Origin of the sequence: Oribacterium sp. WCC10, from assembly GCF_900113415.1 — a bacterium.
Taxonomy (GTDB): Bacteria; Bacillota; Clostridia; order Lachnospirales; family Lachnospiraceae; genus Oribacterium.
This window is the reverse complement of the sequence record NZ_FOPH01000025.1, coordinates 1-24,069: the sequence shown is the minus strand read 5'-3', so window position 1 is coordinate 24,069 and position 24,069 is coordinate 1. Positions and strand designations below refer to the sequence as shown.

The 24,069-nt window shown below is 40.7% G+C and carries 22 protein-coding genes; all 22 read left to right on the top strand.

Features of this window, described 5'->3' with window-relative positions:
* The first annotated feature begins 229 nt into the window (after positions 1 to 229).
* The 22 genes from BM294_RS13985 (at position 230) to BM294_RS13885 (ending at position 23,945) form a co-directional block, all read left to right on the top strand.
* Positions 230 to 1,294 carry a DUF5688 family protein gene (locus BM294_RS13985; protein ID WP_091209512.1) on the top strand — a complete coding sequence of 355 codons (1,065 nt, stop codon included), beginning with the start codon at positions 230 to 232 and terminating at the stop codon, positions 1,292 to 1,294.
* A gap of 263 nt (positions 1,295 to 1,557) precedes the next feature.
* Entirely contained in the window at positions 1,558 to 2,004 is a 447-nt protein-coding gene (locus BM294_RS13980) for a hypothetical protein (protein WP_091209510.1), read from the top strand.
* Between the two features lie 80 nt (positions 2,005 to 2,084).
* Entirely contained in the window at positions 2,085 to 2,609 is a 525-nt protein-coding gene (locus BM294_RS13975) for a PcfB family protein (RefSeq protein ID WP_091209508.1), read from the top strand.
* A complete protein-coding gene (locus tag BM294_RS13970; protein WP_091209506.1) occupies positions 2,606 to 4,360 on the top strand; it encodes a VirD4-like conjugal transfer protein, CD1115 family in 1,755 nt (584 codons plus the stop codon). Before BM294_RS13975 ends, BM294_RS13970 begins: the two co-directional genes overlap by 4 nt.
* Before the next feature lie 155 nt (positions 4,361 to 4,515).
* Positions 4,516 to 5,058 carry a hypothetical protein gene (locus BM294_RS13965; RefSeq protein WP_175494703.1) on the top strand — a complete coding sequence of 181 codons (543 nt, stop codon included), beginning with the start codon at positions 4,516 to 4,518 and terminating at the stop codon, positions 5,056 to 5,058.
* A gap of 168 nt (positions 5,059 to 5,226) precedes the next feature.
* On the top strand, positions 5,227 to 5,439 hold the full coding sequence (locus BM294_RS13960) for a DUF3791 domain-containing protein (protein WP_091209504.1): 213 nt from the start codon (positions 5,227 to 5,229) through the stop codon (positions 5,437 to 5,439).
* Complete coding sequence (locus BM294_RS13955) at positions 5,436 to 6,011, top strand: DUF3990 domain-containing protein (protein ID WP_091209502.1); 576 nt, start codon at positions 5,436 to 5,438, stop codon at positions 6,009 to 6,011. Before BM294_RS13960 ends, BM294_RS13955 begins: the two co-directional genes overlap by 4 nt.
* Positions 6,001 to 6,225 carry a hypothetical protein gene (locus BM294_RS13950; RefSeq protein ID WP_091209500.1) on the top strand — a complete coding sequence of 75 codons (225 nt, stop codon included), beginning with the start codon at positions 6,001 to 6,003 and terminating at the stop codon, positions 6,223 to 6,225. The genes BM294_RS13955 and BM294_RS13950 overlap by 11 nt, the downstream gene beginning before the upstream one ends.
* Before the next feature lie 378 nt (positions 6,226 to 6,603).
* The gene (locus tag BM294_RS13945) at positions 6,604 to 6,819 is read left to right on the top strand and encodes a Maff2 family mobile element protein (RefSeq protein WP_036611700.1); all 216 of its coding nucleotides are present in this window, start codon (positions 6,604 to 6,606) and stop codon (positions 6,817 to 6,819) included.
* A gap of 335 nt (positions 6,820 to 7,154) precedes the next feature.
* Complete coding sequence (locus tag BM294_RS13940; protein ID WP_091209498.1) at positions 7,155 to 8,021, top strand: VirB6/TrbL-like conjugal transfer protein, CD1112 family; 867 nt, start codon at positions 7,155 to 7,157, stop codon at positions 8,019 to 8,021.
* A gap of 13 nt (positions 8,022 to 8,034) precedes the next feature.
* Complete coding sequence (locus BM294_RS13935; RefSeq protein WP_091209496.1) at positions 8,035 to 8,487, top strand: PrgI family protein; 453 nt, start codon at positions 8,035 to 8,037, stop codon at positions 8,485 to 8,487.
* Complete coding sequence (locus BM294_RS13930) at positions 8,453 to 10,972, top strand: VirB4-like conjugal transfer ATPase, CD1110 family (protein WP_442950787.1); 2,520 nt, start codon at positions 8,453 to 8,455, stop codon at positions 10,970 to 10,972. Before BM294_RS13935 ends, BM294_RS13930 begins: the two co-directional genes overlap by 35 nt.
* Positions 10,973 to 11,082: 110 nt before the next feature.
* Entirely contained in the window at positions 11,083 to 12,966 is a 1,884-nt protein-coding gene (locus tag BM294_RS13925) for a C40 family peptidase (protein ID WP_242944547.1), read from the top strand.
* Between the two features lie 99 nt (positions 12,967 to 13,065).
* A complete protein-coding gene (locus BM294_RS13920) occupies positions 13,066 to 13,578 on the top strand; it encodes a DUF4315 family protein (RefSeq protein WP_091209494.1) in 513 nt (170 codons plus the stop codon).
* Positions 13,575 to 14,375 carry a CD1107 family mobile element protein gene (locus BM294_RS13915; protein ID WP_242944546.1) on the top strand — a complete coding sequence of 267 codons (801 nt, stop codon included), beginning with the start codon at positions 13,575 to 13,577 and terminating at the stop codon, positions 14,373 to 14,375. Before BM294_RS13920 ends, BM294_RS13915 begins: the two co-directional genes overlap by 4 nt.
* Positions 14,376 to 14,496: 121 nt before the next feature.
* Entirely contained in the window at positions 14,497 to 14,655 is a 159-nt protein-coding gene (locus BM294_RS16050; RefSeq protein WP_175494702.1) for a hypothetical protein, read from the top strand.
* A 1-nt stretch (position 14,656) separates the two neighbouring features.
* Positions 14,657 to 15,796, top strand: a complete 1,140-nt coding sequence (locus BM294_RS13910) for an ArdC family protein (RefSeq protein WP_091209493.1) — start codon at positions 14,657 to 14,659, stop codon at positions 15,794 to 15,796.
* Positions 15,793 to 17,949, top strand: a complete 2,157-nt coding sequence (locus tag BM294_RS13905; protein WP_091209491.1) for a DNA topoisomerase 3 — start codon at positions 15,793 to 15,795, stop codon at positions 17,947 to 17,949. Before BM294_RS13910 ends, BM294_RS13905 begins: the two co-directional genes overlap by 4 nt.
* A 10-nt stretch (positions 17,950 to 17,959) precedes the next feature.
* Entirely contained in the window at positions 17,960 to 18,193 is a 234-nt protein-coding gene (locus BM294_RS13900) for a DUF4316 domain-containing protein (RefSeq protein WP_242944545.1), read from the top strand.
* 2 nt (positions 18,194 to 18,195) lie between these two features.
* The gene (locus BM294_RS13895) at positions 18,196 to 18,528 is read left to right on the top strand and encodes a plasmid mobilization protein (protein WP_091209487.1); all 333 of its coding nucleotides are present in this window, start codon (positions 18,196 to 18,198) and stop codon (positions 18,526 to 18,528) included.
* A 94-nt stretch (positions 18,529 to 18,622) separates the two neighbouring features.
* Positions 18,623 to 20,035 (top strand): relaxase/mobilization nuclease domain-containing protein, encoded by a 1,413-nt coding sequence (locus BM294_RS13890; RefSeq protein ID WP_330389888.1) that lies wholly within the window; start codon positions 18,623 to 18,625, stop codon positions 20,033 to 20,035.
* A 748-nt stretch (positions 20,036 to 20,783) separates the two neighbouring features.
* Positions 20,784 to 23,945 carry an AAA domain-containing protein gene (locus BM294_RS13885; RefSeq protein ID WP_091209483.1) on the top strand — a complete coding sequence of 1,054 codons (3,162 nt, stop codon included), beginning with the start codon at positions 20,784 to 20,786 and terminating at the stop codon, positions 23,943 to 23,945.
* Positions 23,946 to 24,069: the final 124 nt, after the last annotated feature.

Genomic DNA, 24,069 nt, shown 5'->3' with positions numbered 1-24,069 from the left:
TATCCGTTTTAAAGGCATGATATTATTAGAATGGAAGAAGGAGCAAGGAAAAACTTGTTTCTTCTTTTCTTTTGCAAAAGAATATGGCAAAAGATGAAGCGTCAGCTTGTGATCAGAAGATCATGAGTCTGGCGTATTTTTTTGCTCAAAATTCAAGTGACGACTTGAAACAACTGAGGTGGATAGAATCATCCGCTACAATCATCTACTTTGCAGGAAAGGACAAAATATGGATTACGAGAAGTTCAAAGAAAGTGTTAAGGAAGATCTTGGCAAGATGCTTAAAACAAGAGGTCTTACAGTAAATATTCAGGAACATCATATGGAAAAGCTTAATTCATCATATGATGCATTAACTATCACTCCTGAGGACAGTAATATCGGAGTTAATGCAAATCTCAGCGCTATGTATTCAGCAGTTGAGGATGGTCAGAGTTACAGCAAGATGTTGACTTCGGCCGTAAATAAAATAACGGAAGGGCTTAGGAATACTCCGAATGTAGACATTCAGGATCTTACAAATTACGAAGTGATGAAAGATAAGCTTTCTATTGATGTGGTATCAGCGGAACGTAATGCAGAGATGCTCTTAAACATTCCACATGAGCGTATTGAAGACATGGCTGTGGTTTATAGATTAGTGCTTGATAAGAATGATTCAGGCAATGGCACAGTTCTTATTACCAACAAGCTTATGGAGCAGTTTGGAGTTACCAAAGAGCAGTTACATGCTGATGCAATGCTTAATGCCCCGGAAATCAGACCGTCTGAGATAAGAGGAATGTCAGAAGTATTATCTGAAATAATGGGTGTAGAAATGCCTCCGGGAATGGATACACAGGATGAAAAAATGTTTGTAGCGACTGTACCGGATAAGATTCACGGTGCAGGAGTCATTGCTTATCCTAATTTTTTTGAGGAAGCAGCAGAAAAGATCGGTGGTGATTACTATGTACTTCCAAGCAGCATTCATGAGGTGCTGCTTGTGAAGGATAACGGTGATATGTCTGTGAAAGACCTGGAAGCGATGGTAAGGGATGTTAATGAAACACAGGTTGCACCGGAGGAACAGCTTACAGATCATGTTTATCACTACGATTGTAAAGAACATGTCTTTGAAATGGCTGATAAGTATGAATCAAGACTTGCAGAAAAAGAAGCCGAAGGACGTGATTCTGATAAGGATTCTCTTCTTGGAAATCTTAAGGCTAAAAAAGAAGAAGTAGCTAAGGAAGTATCAGATAAGACTTCAAAGGAAGTAAAAAACAAGTCTAGAGAAGGCGAGACACTATGAGTAAAGAAAAGAATAAAGCATCAAGAAAACATAGAAGAGGTAAGGGGTCTGCAAATAAGCAGGCTCCTTCTTTTTACCCTTGTAACTGTAAGACGCCTTGCTGTTATGAGAGAGGTAAAAGCTTTTGCTGGCCCTGCATAAAGAAGTTATATGACTGTAACAGATCATGAGGCTACTGTGGTCATTGATTGTTGTTACAAGGTAAGACAAAGTAAAACGATTTGGATATTCAAATTGATATACGTTAATGAAAAGGAGAAAGAATGAAAAAGTTTAGATTAGGCATAAATATGGATCCTGTTAATGATGGTGTATTTGAAACGGAAGTGGATAAAACAGAGTGGAATCACGCAGGTAATGAACATGAAGATTATGTTGCTGTATTAGTGACAAGTAAAGGAGATTTCAAAGAATTATCTGATGCTGAATACAAGGAACATGTATCAAACATCCGCCAAAAGGGAGTATATGCATGTATGAAAATTCCGGGAGGAGTGGAGTTTGAATTCGATTATAGACATATCTTAAAGGAAGGTGATGAAAAGGTATTTGTTGGTACAGCCCTGATGAAAATATTCAAGAGTCCGGAGACAACAAGAGACGATATTATGTTCAAACTTATGGAGGCCATCACTTATATTCTGGTGCCGGTAAGGATTGGAAATGACCTTGTCTCAGGTTTTGGAGTGAATGATGCTGAGACATTTTGATAGATAAATGTTAAGTGGTTTAATTCATAAAACAATTGGTATGAAACGAAGAATAGATTTCAAAGAGGAGGCGAGCATGAATGATTAATGAAGATCTATCCAAGGAATCTATTGGAGAGTTCAAAAAAGAAATAGCAAAACCTGCAATAAGATTCGTATATAAGAGCATTATTATTCCGTCAGAAAAGATGCTTGTAAATATACTGAAGAAAGTTGCAGGTTTTCCTGTTAATGCAATCAAGAACAAGATTCATCCGGAACATGGCGAAATGTCTGTAAAGCAGCTCATTAGAAAGGATCAGGGAGCTCAGTCAGTTGACATCGATGATTTAGGTCTTGGAGATTTCAGGAGAATTGCAAACAAGTATGGTGTAGACTTCGCCATAGTCAAATCTACAGAACTGGACCCGCCGAAGTATTCTGTGTTCTTCAAAGCCAGAGATGCGGACGCAATAACAGCTGTAGTTAATGAATATACCGCTAAACAACTTAAAATCCAGAAAGAAGGCAGGGCCAGCATCCTTGATAAACTAAGAAAATTCAAGGATATTGTTGCCTCGATTCCGAAGAAGGCTGTGGAAAAGAGAAAGGATCTGGAGCTATGAACAGCAAACTTAAGAAGAAACTGATTCTTAATGTTCCTTATGCTGCCTTGGGACTTTTTGCCACGAACATAGGAGAAGCATGGAGGCTGGCAGCAGGTGTTAATGCTTCTGAGAAATTACAAAGCCTCATAATGGACGGATGCTTCGGACAGGCTTTTACGAATCCTTTGCCAAGTATTCATCCCGTGGACCTGTGTGTTGGAGCAGCTGTTGCCGGAGGATTGAGGCTTTTAGTGTATTTGAAAGGTAAGAATGCCAAGAAGTATCGTCATAATGAAGAATATGGCTCCGCCAGGTGGGGAACCCATGCAGACATAGAACCTTTTATAGATCCGGAGTTCAAAAACAATGTCATATTATCTCAATCCGAGAGACTCACCATGAGTTCGAGACCCAAGATTCCGAAATATGCCAGAAATAAGAACCTGCTAATTGTTGGAGGCAGTGGTTCCGGAAAAACAAGATTTGTTTTGAAGCCAAACCTCCTCCAGATGCATTCGAGCTATGTTGTTACTGATCCTAAAGGAACTGTAGTGAACGAATGTGGTCTAGCATTACTGAAGAATGGCTATGAGATAAAGATCTTCAATACCATAAACTTCAAAAGATCCATGCATTACAATCCTTTCGCCTATATTCATGATGAAAAGGATATCCTGAAGCTTGTAACAACACTGATCGCCAACACAAAGGGAGACGGAAAAAGCGGAGATGAATTCTGGACCAAGGCAGAACAGCTGCTATATACGGCATTGATAGGATACATATACTATGAAGCACCTGAAGAGGAGCAGAACTTCTCAACACTTCTTGAAATGTTAAATGCTATGGAAGTACGTGAGGATGATGAGGAATTCAAGAATCCGGTAGATCTGATGTTCGATGAACTGGAAGCAAAGGATCCGGAACATTTTGCTGTAAGACAGTATAAAAAATATAAACTTGCAGCAGGCAAGACCGCAAAATCCATACTTGTGAGCTGTGGTGCAAGGCTTGCTCCATTTGATATCAGAGAGCTGCGTGAGATAACGGCATATGATGAACTTGAGCTTGATAAACTGGGAGACAGGAAGACGGCACTGTTCCTCATAATGTCGGATACTGATGCGACCTTCAACTTCCTGATCAGTATGATATATACCCAGCTTTTTAATCTCCTCTGCGAGAAGGCTGACGATGTATATGGAGGAAGACTTCCTGTACATGTAAGATGTCTTATCGATGAGGCAGCGAACATTGGACAGATACCGAATCTCGAGAAGCTTATGGCAACTATCCGAAGCCGTGAGATTTCAGCGGCACTTGTTTTACAGGCTAAATCACAGCTAAAGGCACTGTATAAGGATAATGCAGACACCATCATCGGTAACTGTGATTCGCAGATATTCCTCGGCGGTTCTGAAAAGTCAACTTTGAAGGATCTTAACGAGATTCTTGGCAAAGAGACCATAGATATGTACAACACCGGTGAGACCCGGGGACAGTCCCAAAGTTACAACATGAATTATCAGAAACTGGGGCATGATCTTATGAGCATGGATCAGCTGGCAGTCATGGACGGTTCAAAATGTATAGTGCAGGTAAGAGGTGTGAGACCATTCTTCTCTGACAAATATGACCTGACACAACATCCGAACTACAGGCTGACAGCTGACTATGATAAAAAGAACTGGTTCGATATCGATAAGTTCCTTAGTCATAAACTCATACTGCATGCGGATGATAAATATCAGGTCATTGAAGCGGAGTAAGGCTATATGATTAATTCAGAAAAAATATGAATCTGTTATTGATGATTATCCAACAGGAGAAAGATACCTAACGGCAATAGAATCTGTTGAGTGATTTCGGGATGTGCGAAGGCGTACATCCTTTTTTAATACAATAAATGGAAAGGAGAAACGATATGGCAGAAACAAAACCTATCATGCCTGGTGATTTGCCGGAATGGATTCAGGAGGCTGAAAGAGCAATGGCAAATGGAGAGATCCCGGAACCAAAGGAAGTTAAGGAAGTAACCATTAAGTTCGGCAAGGGACTTGTTGGTAAGCCATTTACATCAAAGAGCGGGCATGAATTTGTAGAGGTAAAGATACCAAATGCAGATAAGGAAGATCATACTCCATGGGCTTCATTTGTGATCAATCCTAAGATGATCCATGAGAATAAGTTCGGAAATGGTGTATGGATGAAGCTTCCCGAAGATGGTACGACCAGGATTACTAAGCCGGTTGTTGCCGGGACCAGAGAAGATGGCAGGAAGGAGTGGAGTAAAGATGTCAAAGAGGTTCCGAATACAGAGCTTAAGGAACTGATGGAGGTCTATAAGACAAGAAATAAAGAATCACTCCTTGGAAACCTTGAAGACAAGAAAAAGGAGTCAGCCAGGCAGCCTGTAAAGCCGAAGCCTGAGAAAACAAAAGCAGCATCAAAGGGAACAGAGATATAAGATGAAAAGCTACTGAGAAAGGGCACCAAATGACATTTTGATATTCAATCTCTCAATACTGTTGAGTCATATCTAAGTGAAACAATGACAAATCTTGTGAAAAGATTGTATAATTACAGCGAGTACATCGACTTTGTTATCTGATATCAAAAATGGAGAGTATTTAATATGATAAATGAAGTTCTGTATATGGAAATAAGATTAGTAGGAGCTTTTAGTGAAAAATATAAGCTTACGAGGTCAGCTGTAAACAGGATTTTTTCAAAGTACAATATTTGGCAGTATATTGAGTCTTGCTATGAAGTATTCCATCTGAATGGTGACGAATATAATTTGGATGATATTTCTGATTATTTAAAAGGTAAAGGAGTCGTTCTATGAAATTAAAAGATGGAATGCTTCTTTTTCATGGCAGCTATACAGCTGTTGAGAGCATAGATTTGGACCAGTGCATGAAAGGGAAAGATTTCGGAAAAGGGTTTTACCTTACAAGTGATCCTAATCAGGCAAAAAGTTTCATCAGATCATCATTGATTAAGGCGCAGAATACAGGAAGAGCATCTGTAACCCAGAATTATGGTTATGTATCATCGTTTCGTTATCATGAACCAGCAAAAGAAATATTAGTGCATGAGTTTAATAATGCTGATAAAGAATGGCTTTGGTTTATTTCTCAAAACAGGAGAAAGCGTTTGGCGGAGGAGTTGATTCCACTTATTAATGATAGTATTATGAATGCAGAAATTGTAATTGGAAAAATTGCTAACGATACTACAAATCCTGTTATTACAGCGTATCTAAATGGACTATATGGAGATGTAAGGTCAGAAAAGGCAGTCAACTTTGCGATAGAACAATTATTGCCAGACCATCTTTCTGATCAATACTGCTTTCTTAGTGAAGATGCAATTTGTTGTTTGGAATTTCAGGAGGCAAGGAAATATGTCATCTGATAAAATGAATGCATGTGCAGATATGATTCTTACTAATGCTATTGAAGATATGGCAATGAATGAGAATATTTCAATAGAAGAAGCAAGGAGCAAACTTTTGGATTCAGAAGCCTGTAAGTGTTTATATGATTTTGACTCAAAATTATGGATGGAAGGACCTGACTACTTTCTTGATTTTTACAGAATGATGGAGAATAAGACACATACTTCTTAGTAGTATGGTATGAAACAATTTAATATTGAAACACGATGATGAATATGAAGTCATCGAACTAAATGAAGACTAAGACTCTTTCCGTGTAGCGATAAAGGCAGCTGCTTGGAACAGAGTCTTTTTCTGTGCCCAAATCAGGATTTTAAGCTATGAGGGCATCATATTATGCGCGCATATCCATAGTTCAGTCGACGGGGCTGTGGAACGACAATTGAATAGAGAAAAAAGCAGACTCCAAATAAATCATAGATTATAAGGAGGATGACCAAAAACGTAGTTAGAAAGAGATGTTCCAAGAAGGACATCTCTTTTTATATTTGGGGTCTGCGAATAAAAAGAACAAAAAAACAATAATCTGCGTTTTTGGTTTTAAACAGTATGGCATTTTTTAACAGCGCAGTTCAGGTACTTCAGACACTCGTAGTCGCACTTGGAGCAGGTCTTGGAATCTGGGGAGTTGTGAACCTCATGGAAGGATATGGCAACGACAACCCTGGGGCTAAGAGCCAGGGAATGAAGCAGCTTATGGCTGGCGGAGGAGTTGCTCTTATCGGAACAACTCTTGTTCCTCTTCTTTCCGGTCTCTTCGGCTGATAAGGAAAAACTACAACTGAATATTGAAGTATAAAGTCAAAGTCGGTGATCAGTAAATCGTTCACCGGCTTTTTAATTATGCGGGTCCTGAGAGGACTCGGAAATTCACATTAAGTGAATACAGATATCAAACATAAGCGATAGTGTTTCGATAGACGAAACGAAATAAACAGTATTTACAAAGAGCATAAAGAGCCGGAACGGATTTTACCTCGCAATGATAGACTTTCTAAATAATAAATTGTTTGAGGCATGCACGAATTCCGGCTCTTTAGCTTTATACAGAAGTAAAATAATCATTTTATTTGGCTTCAAACAAAGGAAGGAGGTCCTGTTTGGATACCTTAATAGAGAAAATTAACGAATTTATAAAAGGACTCCTGGTCTCGGGTATCATGGATATCCTTACAAATACCTTCAACACTCTTAACTCAAGAATCGATGAAGTTTCAAACTGTTTAGGCCAGTCCCCTTCGGATTTTCAGCCTGCAGTCTTCAGCATGATACGGAATCTTTCTGAAAATGTTATCATGCCGATAGCCGGGATAGTCCTTACATTTATCGCATGCTATGAACTTATACAGCTCGTCATGGCACACAACAATCTTGCAAACTTCGAGACCTGGATCTTTTTCAAATGGGTCTTTAAGACCTTTGTAGCAGTAGAGCTGATCACACATACATTTGATATCACAATGGCAGTGTTCGATGTGGCGCAGCATGTTATATCCGAAAGCAGTAACCTGATCACCGGTTCGGCTACGATCGATGCAGCAGACCTTGCTAACATGCAGACAACACTGGAAGGAATGGATATAGGACCACTATTCACCATATTCCTGGGTACTTTCATAGTACAGCTAATGTTCAACATCATGGCGATAGTCATTTATGTAATCGTATACGGCAGAATGATAGAGATATACCTGACCATAAGTCTTGCACCTATACCATTTGCAACATTTGGAAACAGAGAGCAGAGCATGATGGGTCAGAACTATCTGAGATCTCTTTTTGCCCTTGGCTTTCAGGGATTCATGATCATGGTCTGCATCGGCATATATGCGATACTCATACATGAGGTAATGTTCACATCAGACATCATGGGTTCTCTCTGGAGGGCGGTAGCAATAACATTTCTTCTGGCATTTACACTTTTTAAATCAGGCTCCATTGCAAAGAGTGTGCTCCATGCACATTGACAGGAGGTTTATTTTGGCATCATACATATCAGTACCTCGTGATCTCACGAAGGTAAAAAGCAAATTCATTTTCAACCTTACAAAACGACAGCTCGTATGTTTCTCACTGGCGGCACTCATCGGAGTACCGTCATTTTTTTTGCTCAGAAAAGTGGGAGATACGAGTTTTGCGGCAATGGGGATGATGGTCCTCATGATGCCGCTCTTTTTCGTAGGGATGTATCAGAAGAACGGACAGCCTCTGGAAGTGACACTGTCACATTTCATTCAGGCTAACTTCATAAGACCAAAGATACGGGTCTACAGGACAAAGAATTATTACGATCTTTTACATAAAAAGGCAGTGGCGGAAAAGGAGGTAGAGAAGATTGTCAGATCTCATAAAAAAGATATTAACGATACTAGGAATAAGAAGAAAAGAAGAGCGGATCCTGACGGTCCCAGAAGATCTGAGCAAGGAAGATAAGAAAAGGATACGGGCCATCATAAAGTCCATATCTGATGATGACGGTATACCAAGGACCGCTCAGGACAGCATACCCTTTGACAGGATGTTCCAGGACGGTATCTGCCGAATAGGGGATGATTATTACACGAAGACCATAGAGTTTCAGGACATCAATTATCAGCTGGCGCAGCAGGAGGATCAGAAAGAGATATTTGAAGAATGGTGTTCCTTCCTTAACTTCTTTGACAGCTCGGTGCATTTCCAGCTTAGCTTCATGAACATGGCAACGGATGCAGAGAAATTTGAGAAGAGTATCGCCATCCCTCATCAGAAAGACTCCTTTAACGATGTCAGAGACGAATACACCGGAATGCTCAAGCATCAGATGGAAGCCGGCAACAATGGTCTTACAAAGACAAAATACCTTACTTTCGGAATACATGCAGAATCCATAAAGACAGCGAAACCAAGGCTCATACATCTTGAGATAGACATCCTGAATAATTTCAAAAGGATAGGTGTCAGGGCCCGTACACTGAACGGCACAGAGCGTCTCGAACTCATGCACAGTGAGTTCCATATGGGGGATGATGCGAAGTTCCACTTTGACTGGAAATGGCTCACAGGCTCAGGACTTTCAGTAAAAGACTTCATAGCTCCTAGCAGCCTTTATTTCAGGAATGGAAGGACCTTTCAGATAGGTGAATTATATGGAGCCATGAGCTTTTTATCGATCGATGCATCTGACATAAGTGACAGGATGCTTGCAGACTTCCTTTCCATGGAATCAAGCCAGATAGTCACCATGCACATACAGTCCGTGGATCAGAATGAGGCTATAAAGACCATAAAGCATACCATCACAGAACTGGACCGGAGCAAGATCGAGGAACAGAAAAAAGCTGTACGTTCAGGATATGACATGGATATCATTCCATCAGATCTTGCCACATACGGAAATGATGCAAAGGCTCTGTTAAAGGAACTACAGAATCAGAATGAGAGAATGTTCCTTCTCACGTTCCTGGTCCTTAACACAGGGCGTACTTTGCAGGAACTTGAGAACAATGTCTTTCAGACCAGCGGTATCGCACAGAAGCACAACTGTAACCTAATCCGTCTTGATTTCCAGCAGGAACAGGGACTCATGAGCACCCTGCCACTGGCAAACAATCTCATAGACATTAAGAGAGGGATGACCACAAGCAGTACGGCGATCTTTGTACCTTTCACCACACAGGAACTGTTCCAGGGAGGGGCACAGTCACTTTACTACGGATTAAATGCTCTTTCCAACAACCTGATCATGGTGGACAGAAAGAAGCTGAAGAACCCGAACGGACTCATACTTGGAACACCGGGATCCGGAAAATCTTTCGCAGCGAAGAGGGAGATAGCCAATGCTTTCCTCGTTACAGATGATGATGTTATCATCTCTGATCCTGAGTCAGAGTATTCGCCTCTTGTCAGCAGGTTCGGAGGCCAGGTCATAAAGATCAGTCCTACATCAGACCAGTTCATTAATCCCATGGACATCAACATGAATTATTCAGATGATGACAATCCTACGGCATTAAAGGCGGATTTCATCCTTTCTCTTTGTGAGCTGATAGTCGGAGGAAAGGAGGGACTGAAGCCTGTCGAGAAGACAGTCATCGACCGATGCATTCATAAGATTTATCAGCGGTATTTTGAGAACCCCGGCAAGGATAACATGCCGATACTGGAAGACCTTTACAAAGCACTTCTGGAGCAGGACGAGCCTGAGGCAAAGGTAGTGGCTACTGCACTTGAGATCTATGTAACAGGTTCCCTCAATGTCTTTAACCACAGGACTAATGTGAACATTAACAATCGTCTTGTGTGTTACGACATCAAAGACCTTGGTAAACAGCTAAAGAAGATCGGAATGCTTGTGGTTCAGGATCAGGTCTGGGGCAGGGTCACAGAGAACAGAAACCGTGGAAGATCCACCAGGTACTACATGGATGAGATGCATCTTCTTTTAAGGGAAGAGCAGACAGCAGCCTACACAGTTGAGATATGGAAGAGATTTAGAAAATGGGGCGGAATACCGACAGGAATAACCCAGAACGTTAAAGATCTTCTAGCATCAAAGGAAGTAGAGAATATCTTTGAAAATTCGGATTTCATTTACATGCTGAATCAGGCGGTAGGTGACAGATCCATACTTGCGAAACAGCTTAACATAAGTCCCCATCAGATATCCTATGTGACTCATTCGGGTGAAGGCGAGGGGCTACTGTTTTATGGCAATGTCATCCTGCCCTTTGTTGACAGATTCCCGAAGGATCTTGAACTCTATGACATCATGACCACCCGTCTTGAGGAACGTCATGAAGCTGATGTTAGAGCTGCAGAATTACAGGAAGCGGCACAAGCTGAACGCGATTCATCTCTGCCTAATGCTGATGTAAACGAGCTTAATGAAAAGAAGATTTCTGAAGCCAGAAACACATCAAAGGAGCCGGATTGTTTATGAATTAAGAAAGGTATTTATAGCAATTCCGGCCACCTAATGTAGTTGACACTAAAATGCGGCACATAAGATCCAGTAATAAAACACATAAGATCCTGAAAGAGAGTATAGAGATGGAAATTAAGAAAATAAATACATCAGAGGAATCTCCGGAAAATGTCGTTCACGATAAAAAGTATCATCTTGAGCAGAATCCAAGAGCTCCGGGAGACAAGCTGATGAATGAAGCATCAGCGAGAAGGGCTGTCAGGAAAAAGCTCAGGTTCGGAAGAGCAGATATGACACGTACAACAGAAGAGATAATGATGGAAGAGCAAAAGCAGCTTCAGGGAAGACGCGCCATAAGACGTGAGTTCGCTGCGAGAGAGGCTCTTCAGAAAGAAATCGATAAGGCAAATGAAGATGAGAATGTCGGTGTCGAGGCAGTTAATGATACTTCAAATGCTCTTCTGAGTGCAGATGAACTGTTGGATGACCATCAGTATTCCGAAAGGCTTAAAAGGGAATATAAATCATCCGGGTTCGGAGGATATGATGGATGCCAGGGCAAGAACTGGACTGATTGGACTGGGGATGGTGAAGGAGACAATTTGGCAGACGCATCTGCCGAAAGCGGAGGAAGCTTATCCGGACTAACAGGAGGGCCATCTGCCCGAAGAGACAATACAGCCTATTCCGGTTATGGAGGGAAACTTGCCAGTGACAAAAGAGACCTTAACATGAACACCGGGAAGAAAGCCACAGCAGGAGAAAGCCTGAAAACACAGCAGAAGATGCTCATGAAAAAGGAATATCAGAAAGCGGCTTTTGAAAGGGCAAGAAAGGAATCTGCCAACAGTTTCGGAAGTCTGACGAGGAGGTTCGTTGATAAGGCAGAAGACTTAAGCGGAAAGCTCATGGAATTCATTAAGGAATCCATAGAGGAACATCCCGGAGTGCTCATTTCTATAGTACTGGTCCTTGTTGTGCTGGCACTAATCATTGGCATAACTTCAAGCGGTGGCGTATTCGTGAATTCTCTTGGAAGCACCACTCTTGAATCATCTTTCACTGCAGATGATCCTGAGATACTGGCGGTAGACAACAGCTACAAAGAAAAGGAGGCGGTCCTACAGAGCCGGATCGATAACATTGAAACGGAATACCCTGATTATGATGAGTACAAATACGAGCTTGACACCATCTACCATAATCCTTATGAGCTTGCAGCGCTTCTCACAGTGCTTCATGAGGACTATACGGAGGAAAGGTCGCAGGAGAGTCTGAATGAGATATTTGAAAAACAGTATTCACTTACCACAGAATCTGTCACGGAGATACGTACAAGAACAGAGACCCACAGTCATACCGTGACGGAACCTGATGGTTCGACTTCTACAGATTACTATGATGTGGAAGTGGAGTATGAGTACCATATCCTGAAGGTGAAGCTCACAAGTGCTTCCATGGATTCAATAATTACTGAGATGGGGCTTAATGATGATCAGAAGGCAAGGTACGATCTTCTGGTTGAGACATTGGGAAACAAAGGAACATTATTTGCTTCTGACCCGTATGCAGCACAGGTCATAGGAGACTATGAAGGTTATGAAGTGCCGCCGGAGGCTCTTACGGATACAAAGTTTGCAAGGATGATAAATGAAGCAGAGAAATATCTCGGATACCCGTATGTATGGGGAGGTTCCAGTCCAAGCACCAGCTTTGACTGTTCCGGATTCGTAAGCTGGGTCATAAATCATTCCGGGAACGGATGGAATGTAGGCCGTGAGACTGCAAACGGGCTTCTCGGTCACTGCACCAGGATCTCAAAGGCAGAGGCTAAGCCTGGGGATCTCATTTTCTTTCAGGGGACCTACAACACAAAGGGTGCCAGTCATGTAGGTATCTATGTGGGAGACGGGATGATGATACATTGTGGGAAGCCCATACAATACGCATCCGTAAATACAGATTATTGGACGAAGCATTTCATGACATACGGAAGAATCGTCGGATAGGCCGTTGGGGAAACCTGACGGTCTTTTTATATCCGCTTTTAGGTGGTCTCACGGAAAATAGGGATGTACTTATTTGCGGTAGTTTAAGAAGGAGGAAACATGTACGAAAAACTTGAAAGATTACGTGAAGAAGTAAGACGCTGCGAGAAACGTTTTCAGGATGCTCAGGAAAAACTGAGACTGGCAAGAGAAAAACTAAAGGAATGTGAAGCAAGCCAGATACTATCTGATGTCGGGGCACTGAACCTTACACCGGAGGACCTCGCAAAGGTACTTGCTGCTGTGAAGTCCGGGCAGTTATCTGGTGTGATATCTGTAAACAAAGAAAAAGAAGATGAGGAAACTGATGAAGATGACGAATCTGAAAGCGCCGGATCTGGCAAAGATAAAAAGTTGAGTCAAAGTACGGATGAGGTAAAAGACACAGTGAACGATGAGGAATTGAATGGTCTAAATGATGAGAACGATGGCTCTGCAGAAAATACAGAAGATGACAAAAATAATTCTTCAGATGAAAACAATTCCGAAGATGAATCAGATTACCTGGATGTTCTGAACAGCTCAGCATATGACACTTCCTATGAGGAAGGATATGGAGGATATAAAGGATGAAACTAATCAAAATAAAGATCATGGCAGCTACAGCCATGATACTTGGAATACTGGTTTTAACGATGTCAGATAAAGCATTAGCGCAGACAGGACCTGAGGCTGAATGTATCTGCACAGAGAGATGTAAGGATGGAAAGGTAAATGAAAACTGCCCTGTATGCAGTAAAGACATCACTTTATGTCAGGGAGTAGATGAACCTGAAGAGACCCTGGAAGAAACTGAACCTCAGGAGACTATGGGACCTCTGACACCGGACGGGAACATGAATCTTGTTGATGATTATGGGAGCCCTGATAAAACAGGAAAACAGTTTATAACCATGACTACAAAGAACGGCAATTATTTTTATCTCATCATAGATCGTGATGATAGCGGAAATGAGACCGTACATTTCCTCAACCTGGTAGATGAAGCGGATCTTCTGAAACTTCTTGACGATGATGAGAAGAAGGCATATGAGGAAGAACTTGCAAAAAAGGAAGAAGAGAGGCTTGCAGCCGAACAGGAAACGGAGCCTGAAACAGAAACTCCGGCAGAAGAGGAGAAACCTGTGAAAAAGGGACTTCAGCCACCTAATCCTGCCGTACTGTTACTTATCTTAGCAGGTGTGTTAGGAGGAATAGGACTATATCTCTATAAAAAGATCCAGGTAAAGAAACCTACCAAGTCAAAGGCTGATCCGGATATAGACTACAGTGAACAGGATAAGGATGATGAGGAAGATTATCTCGACACAATTCAGAATGAAGACAGGACCGGAAATAAAGAAGATACTATGGATGAATCAGTTAATTGACACAAAGTAACTATTTATTTACTCAAAGCGACCTATAAAAAATGAGTAAAAATACGGATAAGAAAACAAACTGACATGGAGCGGCAGCGATGCCGCTCCTTTTTAACAAATGGAGGCATATATGGCAAGAAAATCAAGGTACATGGCTTACGCAGAAGGACTTAAGAAGAAAGATAAAAAAGAAATGAGATCAACTCCTAAATCAATCCTGAAAAAACTTAAGGAACTTAAAGGACAGAATGCGATGATCACCGTTCCTGAAGATATGGGAGGAAAGTGAAGTGGCTGAACATCAAACTAATTTTGATCCAAGGACAGCAGCGGAAGAACGAAAACAGGAAATGAAGGAGATAACAGACCGCCTAGAGAAAGGCGTGTCTGAGATATTTCAGAGTGAGAAGTATCAGAAATTCCTGGATACCATGGCAAAGTTCCCGCATTACAGCATTAACAATAACATCCTTATCATGATGCAGAAACCGGATGCGACACTATGCCAGTCATACACCGGATGGAAACAGATGGGACGATATGTGAAGAAAGGCGAAAAGGGAATAAGGATACTTGCTCCGGCACCATATAAGCTGGAGCGGCTCCAGAACAAACTTGATGACAAGGGAAAAGAGATACTCGATAAGGACGGTGAGCCGGTAAGGGAGACTGTTGAGATCAATGTCACAGCATTTAAACCTGTGAGCACCTTTGACCTTTCACAGACGGAAGGTGAACCATTACCCACCTTCGGCGTTTCGGAGCTTACGGGAAGTGTTGAAGGTTATGCAAGACTCTTTGAAGCAATCAGAGAAGCAAGCCCCGTTCCCATAGGATTTGAAGATATACAGGGAGAAGCAAAAGGCTATTTCCATACTGCAGAAAACCGTATAGCAATCCAGGAAGGAATGAGCGAAGTCCAGAATGTAAAGACCGCTATACATGAGATGGCCCATGCTAAGCTTCATAACCTGGAGGCGCAGAAGGAAAGGCCGGATGGCGAGCAGTCAAGACCAAGCAAAGAGGTTGAGGCAGAGTCCGTGGCATATACAGTCTGTCAGCACTTCGGCATAGATACATCTGACTACAGTTTTGCTTATGTTGCCGGATGGTCCCATGGAAAAGAGATGCCGGAACTTAAGGAATCACTGAACACAATAAGGACAGCGGCATCAGAGATGATAACTGCTATAGAAGAAAAGGCTAAGGAATTGATGGTCGAAAAAGATCAGACTCATGATAACGTTCAAAGCCTTGACGGTAATGATGTCCCGAATACTGAGAAGGAAGCAGGACAAAAGAAAGAGTCCGTCATGAAAAGGCTTGAAAAGAAAGCGGAAAAAAAGGAACAGGACAGAACAGCTAAGAAAAATTCAAGGACAAAAGCTAAAGCTAAAAATAAAGCACAAAGAATGGAGGAATCTTTATGAGCCTTAAATTAGTGATATGTGAAAAACCTTCGGTGGCGAAATCCATCGCTGATGTAATCGGTGCGACACACAGAAAAGATGGATACCTTGAAGGAAATGGCTATATAGTCAGCTGGTGCTTCGGGCATCTCATAGAGCTTGCACAGCCTCAGGAATATGATCCAAAGTATGAAAAATGGAGAAAGGAGGACCTGCCGATATTTCCAAGTCCATTCAGATACGATGTGACAGAGAGCACCCGTAAGCAGTTCCGTATCCTTAAAGAACTAATGGACCGTAATGATGTTATAAGTCTGATAGAAGCGACAGATGCAGGACGAGAAGGAGAACTTATCTTCAGGCTGGTCTATCATCAGGCAATGTGTAAAAAGCCATTTGAGAGACTCTGGATATCATCTATGGAAGACACAGCCATAAGGGAAGGTTTCAAGAACCTAAGACCATCAAGTGAATACGATGCTTTGTATGAAGCAGCATTATGCCGAGAGCGTTCCGACTGGCTGGTTGGAATCAACGCTACCCGGCTTTTTTCGACACTTTACGGACAGCCACTTAATGTGGGAAGAGTTATGACTCCGACCCTTGGGATGATAGTTAATAGAGAAGCAGAAATAAATAAGTTCAGACCGGAGTCATTCTATACTGTAGAGATTGATGTCCTTGGCATACCTCTCAGCAGTGAGAGGATACAGGATAAGGCTGAAGCAGAGAGGATCCTTTCAGAAGTAACAGCGGATGGTAATGCAGTGATTACGAACATGAAAGAGACTATCAAGACAGAGAAACCGCCGCTTCTTTATGACCTTACATCTCTGCAGAGGGATGCCAATAAGTATTATGGTTTCACGGCACAGGAGACACTTGACTATACCCAGAGTCTTTATGAGAAAAAACTCGTGACCTATCCGAGGACAGACAGCAGGTATCTTACAGATGATATGGGAGAAAGTACTAGAGAACTAGCCCTCAGAATGGAAGAGAAATATGGATTTACTAAAAATGAGACAACCCATGAAGAGAGATTGCTTAACAGTAAGAAGGTAAGTGACCACCATGCCATCATACCTACTGTCAATGTCTCTGACCTTGATCTGTCATCTCTCAATGACAGAGAACAAAAGATTTTAAACATCATAGCAGCAAGACTGCTTTCAGCCCTTGGAGATCCTGCAGAGATAAAGGAGTATGACCTGAGTGTTGCCTGCGGAGGACAGACATTTACAGCAAAGTCCAGAGTGATCACGAATCCGGGATGGAAAGAGGCTGAGAAAAGTATCCTTGGAGTTGACTCTGGAAGTGATGACGCTGAGGATGCAAATACAGGAAATAGTGGAACAGGAAACAACGAATCCTGCAAAAAACGTTTGAAGGATTTGATAACAGATACTCCGGATCTTTTATCTGAAGGAAACAGGATTTCAATCAGTGACTCAAAAATAAAAGAAGGCATGACCACTCCGAAAAAACGATTTACAGAAAGTTCTTTACTATCTTCTATGGAACGGGCCGGGGCAGAAGAGACACCTGATGAAGCAGAAAGAAAAGGACTTGGTACACCTGCTACAAGGGCGGGGATCATTGAAAAGCTTGTCCGTATAGGATTCGTCGAGAGAAAGGGAGACAAGAAAACCAAGTATCTCGTCCCGACTCATAAGGGAATAGCATTGATCACAGTGATGCCGGAAATGATACAGTCTCCAATAATGACAGCTGATTGGGAACAGAAGCTTTTAGGCATAGAGAAAAAGAACTTTGAATCTTTGGAATTCATGAAAGAGATTCAGGACATGATAACGGGACTTATCGACACCTACAAGATCGTTGAGGATACGGTAGCACTTATGGATCCTGATTACAAGCCTCTTGGGAAATGTCCCTGCTGTGGTTCTGATGTTCTGGAAAAACCAAAAGGATTTTTCTGCAGCAATAAATCCTGCAGGTTTGCCCTGTGGAAGGACAACAGGTTCCTGGATTCTCTTTCAAAGAAGATGACAAAGGAAATAGCTGTATCACTTCTCAAGGATGGCAGATGCAGACTAAAAAAATGCAGATCCATAAGGACAGGAAAGACCTATGATACGACTCTTGTTTTAACCACAAAAGATGATGGCCAGGCAGGTTTTATTTTGGATTTTGATAAGAAGAAAAGATAAGGGGGACAACATGAATACTGTAGATAACAATCCTTTAAAGAATGCAGAGATGACCCTGGAGGATGATTATGACTCCATCGATGGAATCATTAACAATGGTTCGAAGAAAGAATCAGAGGAAAAACTTCAGGAAGAGCAGAAGTCAGTAAAAGCAAAGATCAGGGAGCATGAAGAAAAGATAAAGAGTTTTTTCAGAGAGCCAAAGAAAATCCGGAGACCATCATTATGCCGTGACGGAGACTAAATATGGAAAAAAGGAAACGCCTTGAAGCGAGACTGACAGAGCAGGAACTCAAGCTCATCGAAGAAAAAATGAAGAAATGCGGGATCAGGAATAAGAGCGCATTCCTTCGGAAGATGGCTATAGATGGGTGCCTTATCCAGCTAGATCTTAGTGATGTGAAGGAGATGATCCGCCTCCTTCGCATCAATTCCAATAATCTCAATCAGTATGCCAGAAAAGCCAATGAGTGTGGTTCTGTCTATGAAAAGGATATCCGGGAATTACAAAATCAGCAGAAGTTAATATGGGTTGAAATGCGAAAGATCCTTGAAAATCTTAGTAAGCTGCAGAAGTAATGAGTAAACATTGAGACTCAAGTATATCTTATCTGACTTACAAGTACCCTTAGGAAGGAGGTGATCACAGATAGCTACTACAAGACTCATCGCCATGCATCAGAACAAAGGAAAGACCGTAGCCCAGTGCCTGAAAGCAAGAACTGATTATGCAAAAAACGGAGAAAAGACTGAGAATGAAGAACTCATTTCTTCATATGCCTGTGACAAGGAAACCGTGGATCAGGAGTTTCTTCTTGCAAAGCAGGAGTATCTCAGGATAACCGGACGAAAACAGAAGGGAGACATTATCGCATATCAGATACGTCAGTCCTTTAAGCCCGGGGAGATCACTCCTGAGGAGGCCAATGCTGTCGGTTATGAAACAGCCATGCGTTTCACTAAAGGAAATCATGCATTTATAGTTGCCACTCATACCGATAAGGCCCATATTCATAACCATATAATCTTTAATTCCACGAATCTTAATTGTGACAGGAAGTTCAGGGATTCGTGGTTCATAGCTCTGGTCCTGCAGAAAGTCAGTGATATAGTGTGTCTTGAGCATGCGCTGTCTGTCATAAAACCCCGAAGACCTTCAGAACGGGATAACAGAAATTCTTATCACAGGGTATCTCTGAGAAAAGAACTTAGAGAACATATCGATACGATTCTCCAGGAAGATACAAAGAATCTTAATGAGTTTCTGAAACGATTACAGGAATCCGGATATGAAATAAAAAATGGAAAACATATTTCTGTAAGAGGGAAGGGACAGAAAAGATTCATAAGATTATCTTCTCTTGGGGAAGGGTATACGGAAGAAGATATAAGAAAACGCATCCTAAGAGAGGATGAGATCTGTTCTGAAGAATATGGAAAAGAAGCCGAGAAGAACCAGAGGAAACAACAAAAGATAAAACAGTCTTCAAGAGGATTCGATCTTCTTATCGACATCAATAAGAAGATGCAGGAAGGAAAAGGCAGGGGATATGAACGCTGGGCAAAGATATATAATGTCAAGCAGATCACCAAAGCACTTCTGTTTCTTCAGGAACATGGTATAAGAGACTATGAAGAACTTGAGAAGAAAACAGCCGAGACTTCTGAAAGATTTGATGCTGTGTCAAAGCTCATAAAAGAAAAAGAAGATAAGCTTCATGATATAGCAGCTCTCAAAATGAACATCATCAATTTTGCAAAGACAAAGAAGATTTATGATGAATACCGTGACTTAAGATACGATAAAGACTTTTTCGAGGCGCACCGGGAAGAGATAACCCTATACAGGGCTTCAAAGGAAGCCTTCAACAGATACAAGGGCAAGAAACTGCCGAAGGTAAGAGAACTATCAGAACAGTATAGGGAAGTCCTTGAAGAAAAGCGGAAGCTGTACAGTGAATATAAGGAAGCAAGGAAGGAAATGATGGACATAAAGATAGCAAAACAGGATATCGACAGGTTCCTGAAGACAGAGGAAAAACAACATCAGATAGATAAGAATATAGCACAAGAACATGTAAGATAAATTTACGGGTGGATGGCATTTATGAAATGCGGTTCACCCGTCTTTTTTATTTTCAAGAAATATACATGAAGTCTCGAATGCAAAACATGAATTTGGCCTGATCGCTTTGCGGTCAGTTCTGGGGGATTGGGGGGCTACCCCTCAACAAGCGAATGCCCATTTGTACGGCAATGGGCACTGCTTGCCACGATTGTACCGAATTCGGTACAAAATTGGTTATACCGAATTTTGAGTTATACCGAACACTTATAAAATCCTCTGTATTAATAAGGAATTCCCATGGTCTTTTTGGTATAACTTTTTACTTGGTTAGAAACAAATTTTGATTCTCTGTCCAATTTTCATTTCACATTTCGGTATAACTTTTATTCCTGCAGATCACATCATAGTGTAGGCTTTATCCAAGATATTGAAATCTCAGCACCATATCTTGATAAAAATCAATCGAAAAATTATACCGAAAACAGTTCTGGTACTTGAGACTCAGATCATAAATTTGAAACAGCGTTTAAAAAAGTTATACCGAAATTTTTCGAAAGAATCCTTTAAAGTAGGGGTTTGTCGTTTGCATTCGGTATAACTATTTTTTCGGTATAACCACGATTCGTGAGTGTGGTTGGAAACAACATATTATGTGGAGTTTTTTGAATATTGGCTTCAGAGAAGGAAACTGCTATCATATTATTTGCTGTAAGTGCTTTATACAGACTATGTTAGGGAAAGAATAGTATGAAAAGAGGCAAATAAAATGAATCCGTCATATAGTCAGTGTTGTTTTAAATTAGCTTTACCGGAATATCTTGAATATGATGACCATATTAAAATTTCGTATAAGCTTTTCTATAAAGAAAAGACAGATGAAAAAATAATATATTTGAATTCATCGGTTACTGATAAATTGGGAATCAAAGAATCAGATATGGACAATCCTAGATTATTCAACTCTTCAATTACTATGCCTCAATCTGCATCCATAGCTATTTATCCTAAAAATAAAAATATATGGATGAAAAAATCAAAACTATCTATGACGTTTCTGTCAAATAAAGGGAATAAAATAGTAACAACATTTTCTTTTGAGGACAGCACAATTTCACAAAAGGGAAAGCTCGTAGATGTGTCTATACAGGTTATGTCTACTGAAGATGAACAGACTTACGTTAATTGCATAAAAGCTGATTCAGATCACAAATCCCTGAATATGACCAGCTCCGGAGTGGAGCTAATAAATGACCATGCTTATCCATCGTCCGAAGATAGCAGTATGAGAGATATTGAAATTCCGGGACTTTCAAAGTACCTAAAAGCCTTGCGGACAGAAAAAATGTATCTGATGCATGAAGGCGGACGAAAGTACAAAGTTACAAATGGAAAGTTAATATCAAAAGTCAAAGGTATTTATTCCTACATTTTCGATTTGGAAACAGAATTGCATATATCAGATGATGCTCCCATTAAAATTGAAGTTAGTTCAGATCATTCAAAAGGTACAGTTTTGATGTGTGAAGACTTCCAGATTATTGTACAACTAGAATCTAACATAGGGGATAGAATCGGAAATGCTTACATCACTGTGGAACCTTGGAAACTTCTGGAAGGGTTGGAAGAAAGATTGAGGAAAAGAATTTTCCTGAATCCGAACTCCATGGCTTCAACGCTGATTAAACAAGGTCCGGCCTTAGCATCAAACAAACCTATTGAATTGATTCCAAAGGGACAGGATGCAGTTATTAAGAAGGCATTATCTGAACCTGTGTGTATAGTATGGGGTCCTCCGGGAACGGGTAAAACTCATACTATGTCAGAGCTTGCAATTAAATTTCTAATTGATGGTAAAAAAGTACTTATAGTATCCCATAGTAATGTTTCTGTAGATGGTGTTGCAAAGAAAATAGATGAGCTGTTAAGACAGAAAAAGAAGATTACATTCTTAGAAAATGGAAAGGTTCTGAGATATGGTTACGTAAGAGATGAAGAACTGAGTCAGAATCAGTATGTAAGTTCTTTTTACTACACTGCAACGAAGAATCCGGTACTCAAGAAAAAATTGGATACTTTATTGACAGAGTATGCTGAAATCAGAAGAACAAAAGGTCTTGGGTCCAATGAAATTGTGACCATAAGAAAAGAAATTAATAAAATCAGAGGTCAGCTTAGAGAACAGGAAGTTGATTATGTAAATCAAGCCTCAATCGTAGCCACAACTATCTCTAAAGTTATAATAGATAAAGTATTTGAACATAAGCTATATGACGTGGTTATGTTCGATGAGGTAAGTATGGCATATGTTCTTCAAGTAGTTTGTGCTGCAACCTTTGCAAAAAGTCATTTCATTTGTGTAGGTGACTTTATGCAGTTGGCGCCTATTACTCAGTCGAGTGCAAAGGATGTATTATGTGAAGATATTTTTACTTATCTTGGGATAAATCACTATGGAAAGCCATTCTTTCATCCATGGCTTGTGATGTTAAACGAACAAAGAAGAATGCATCCAAAAATCGCTGCATTCGCAAGTCACTATGTTTATAACGATTTACTGAAAGATCATTCATCAACATCATATAGTCGAAATGATATAGTTGCTGCAGAGTTATTTAGAGGCGAAGCTATAAATTTGCTCAATCTTTCAAAATGTTATTGTGCTGCATCAAAAAATGCAGATAATTCAAGATTCAATATTTTAAGCGCTCTGATATCTTTTGCTGTAGCTGTAAAATCAGAAGCTAATGTTGAAACAGTAAGTATCATCACACCTTATGCGGCACAGACCAGATTGGTCAGGGCTATGGAACTTGATTACAGAAAGCATGATTCGACAGAAATAAGATGTGCGACCGTACATCAGTTTCAGGGTTCTGAAAGCGATGTTGTAATATTTGATGCAGTAGAAAGTTATCCTTCTAAGAAACCGGGGTGGTTAATGGGAAAAGACTTTAACTCGATCCTTCGACTTATTAATGTTGCTGTGACCAGAGCAAGAGGTAAGCTTGTAACTGTAGCAAATACAACTTTTTGGAATAATAACTATAAGGATACATCACATACATTGTACAGATTGCTATCTTACTTAAATGATAAGGGGAATGTGATCGAATACAGTAGAGATTCCAGTAAGCTAGAGGATTTAGTTTCTCAGCTATCGTTGAATAAGTTTTTGAAATTCTATGTGAATACAGGCGACTACAAGAAAGCCTTCGAGACTGACCTCTTAAGGGCTCATGAAAAAATAGTTATTTCGATGCCCTCCGGGAAAATAGACCCGGAGTATCAATCTACAATATTGGAATTGATAAAGGAGAAGAAAGACCAGGGAATTCAGGTTTTAATAAAATGTAATGATTATGCTTCCTTACCGGCTGACTGGAAGAAGTATTCATGGGGAACAAACAATGCTACTTTTCCGATAATCATGATTGATGATAGTATCACCTGGTATGGAGTGCCATTGGCACCCTGGAAATTCATAGATGGAAACAGTAGTTATTTAACTGTATGTTCTATTATTTGCAGAATAGATGGTGATAACACATCTGAGATGATAAAGTCACTATCTGATTTAGAGTCAAGAGAATCAGAGGGTGGAAGAACAAACTTATTGCCCAGACCTGAATTTTCTGCAAATGATCCTGAAGGACCAGGAGGTTTAGCGGCGTTCATTGGAGAGACCAAAAAATGTCCGGTTTGCAAGAATTATCTTAAAATGATCAGAGGAAAAAGCGGAAAAACTATATTGTGGTGCAAGGAATGTCAAACGACTTCACTGCTTACACCGGATGATATAAATCATTATATGTATGTGAAACATATCAGGTGCCCTCAGCATAGGTGTGAACTAACGGCAAGAGTCGGGCAATACGGACTATACATAAAATGCGATGCAGGACATTGCCTGAAACCAGAGGATATATAAAAAACAATCAGTAAACAACCATAGGTGCCTGTCAGTGCGCCCTGCTAAGGGCGCTTCATATAGCGGATTGCAAACGTCCGCCCGATAAGCTGTAAGCCGCAGCATCGGAAGCGAGTCTTGCGTG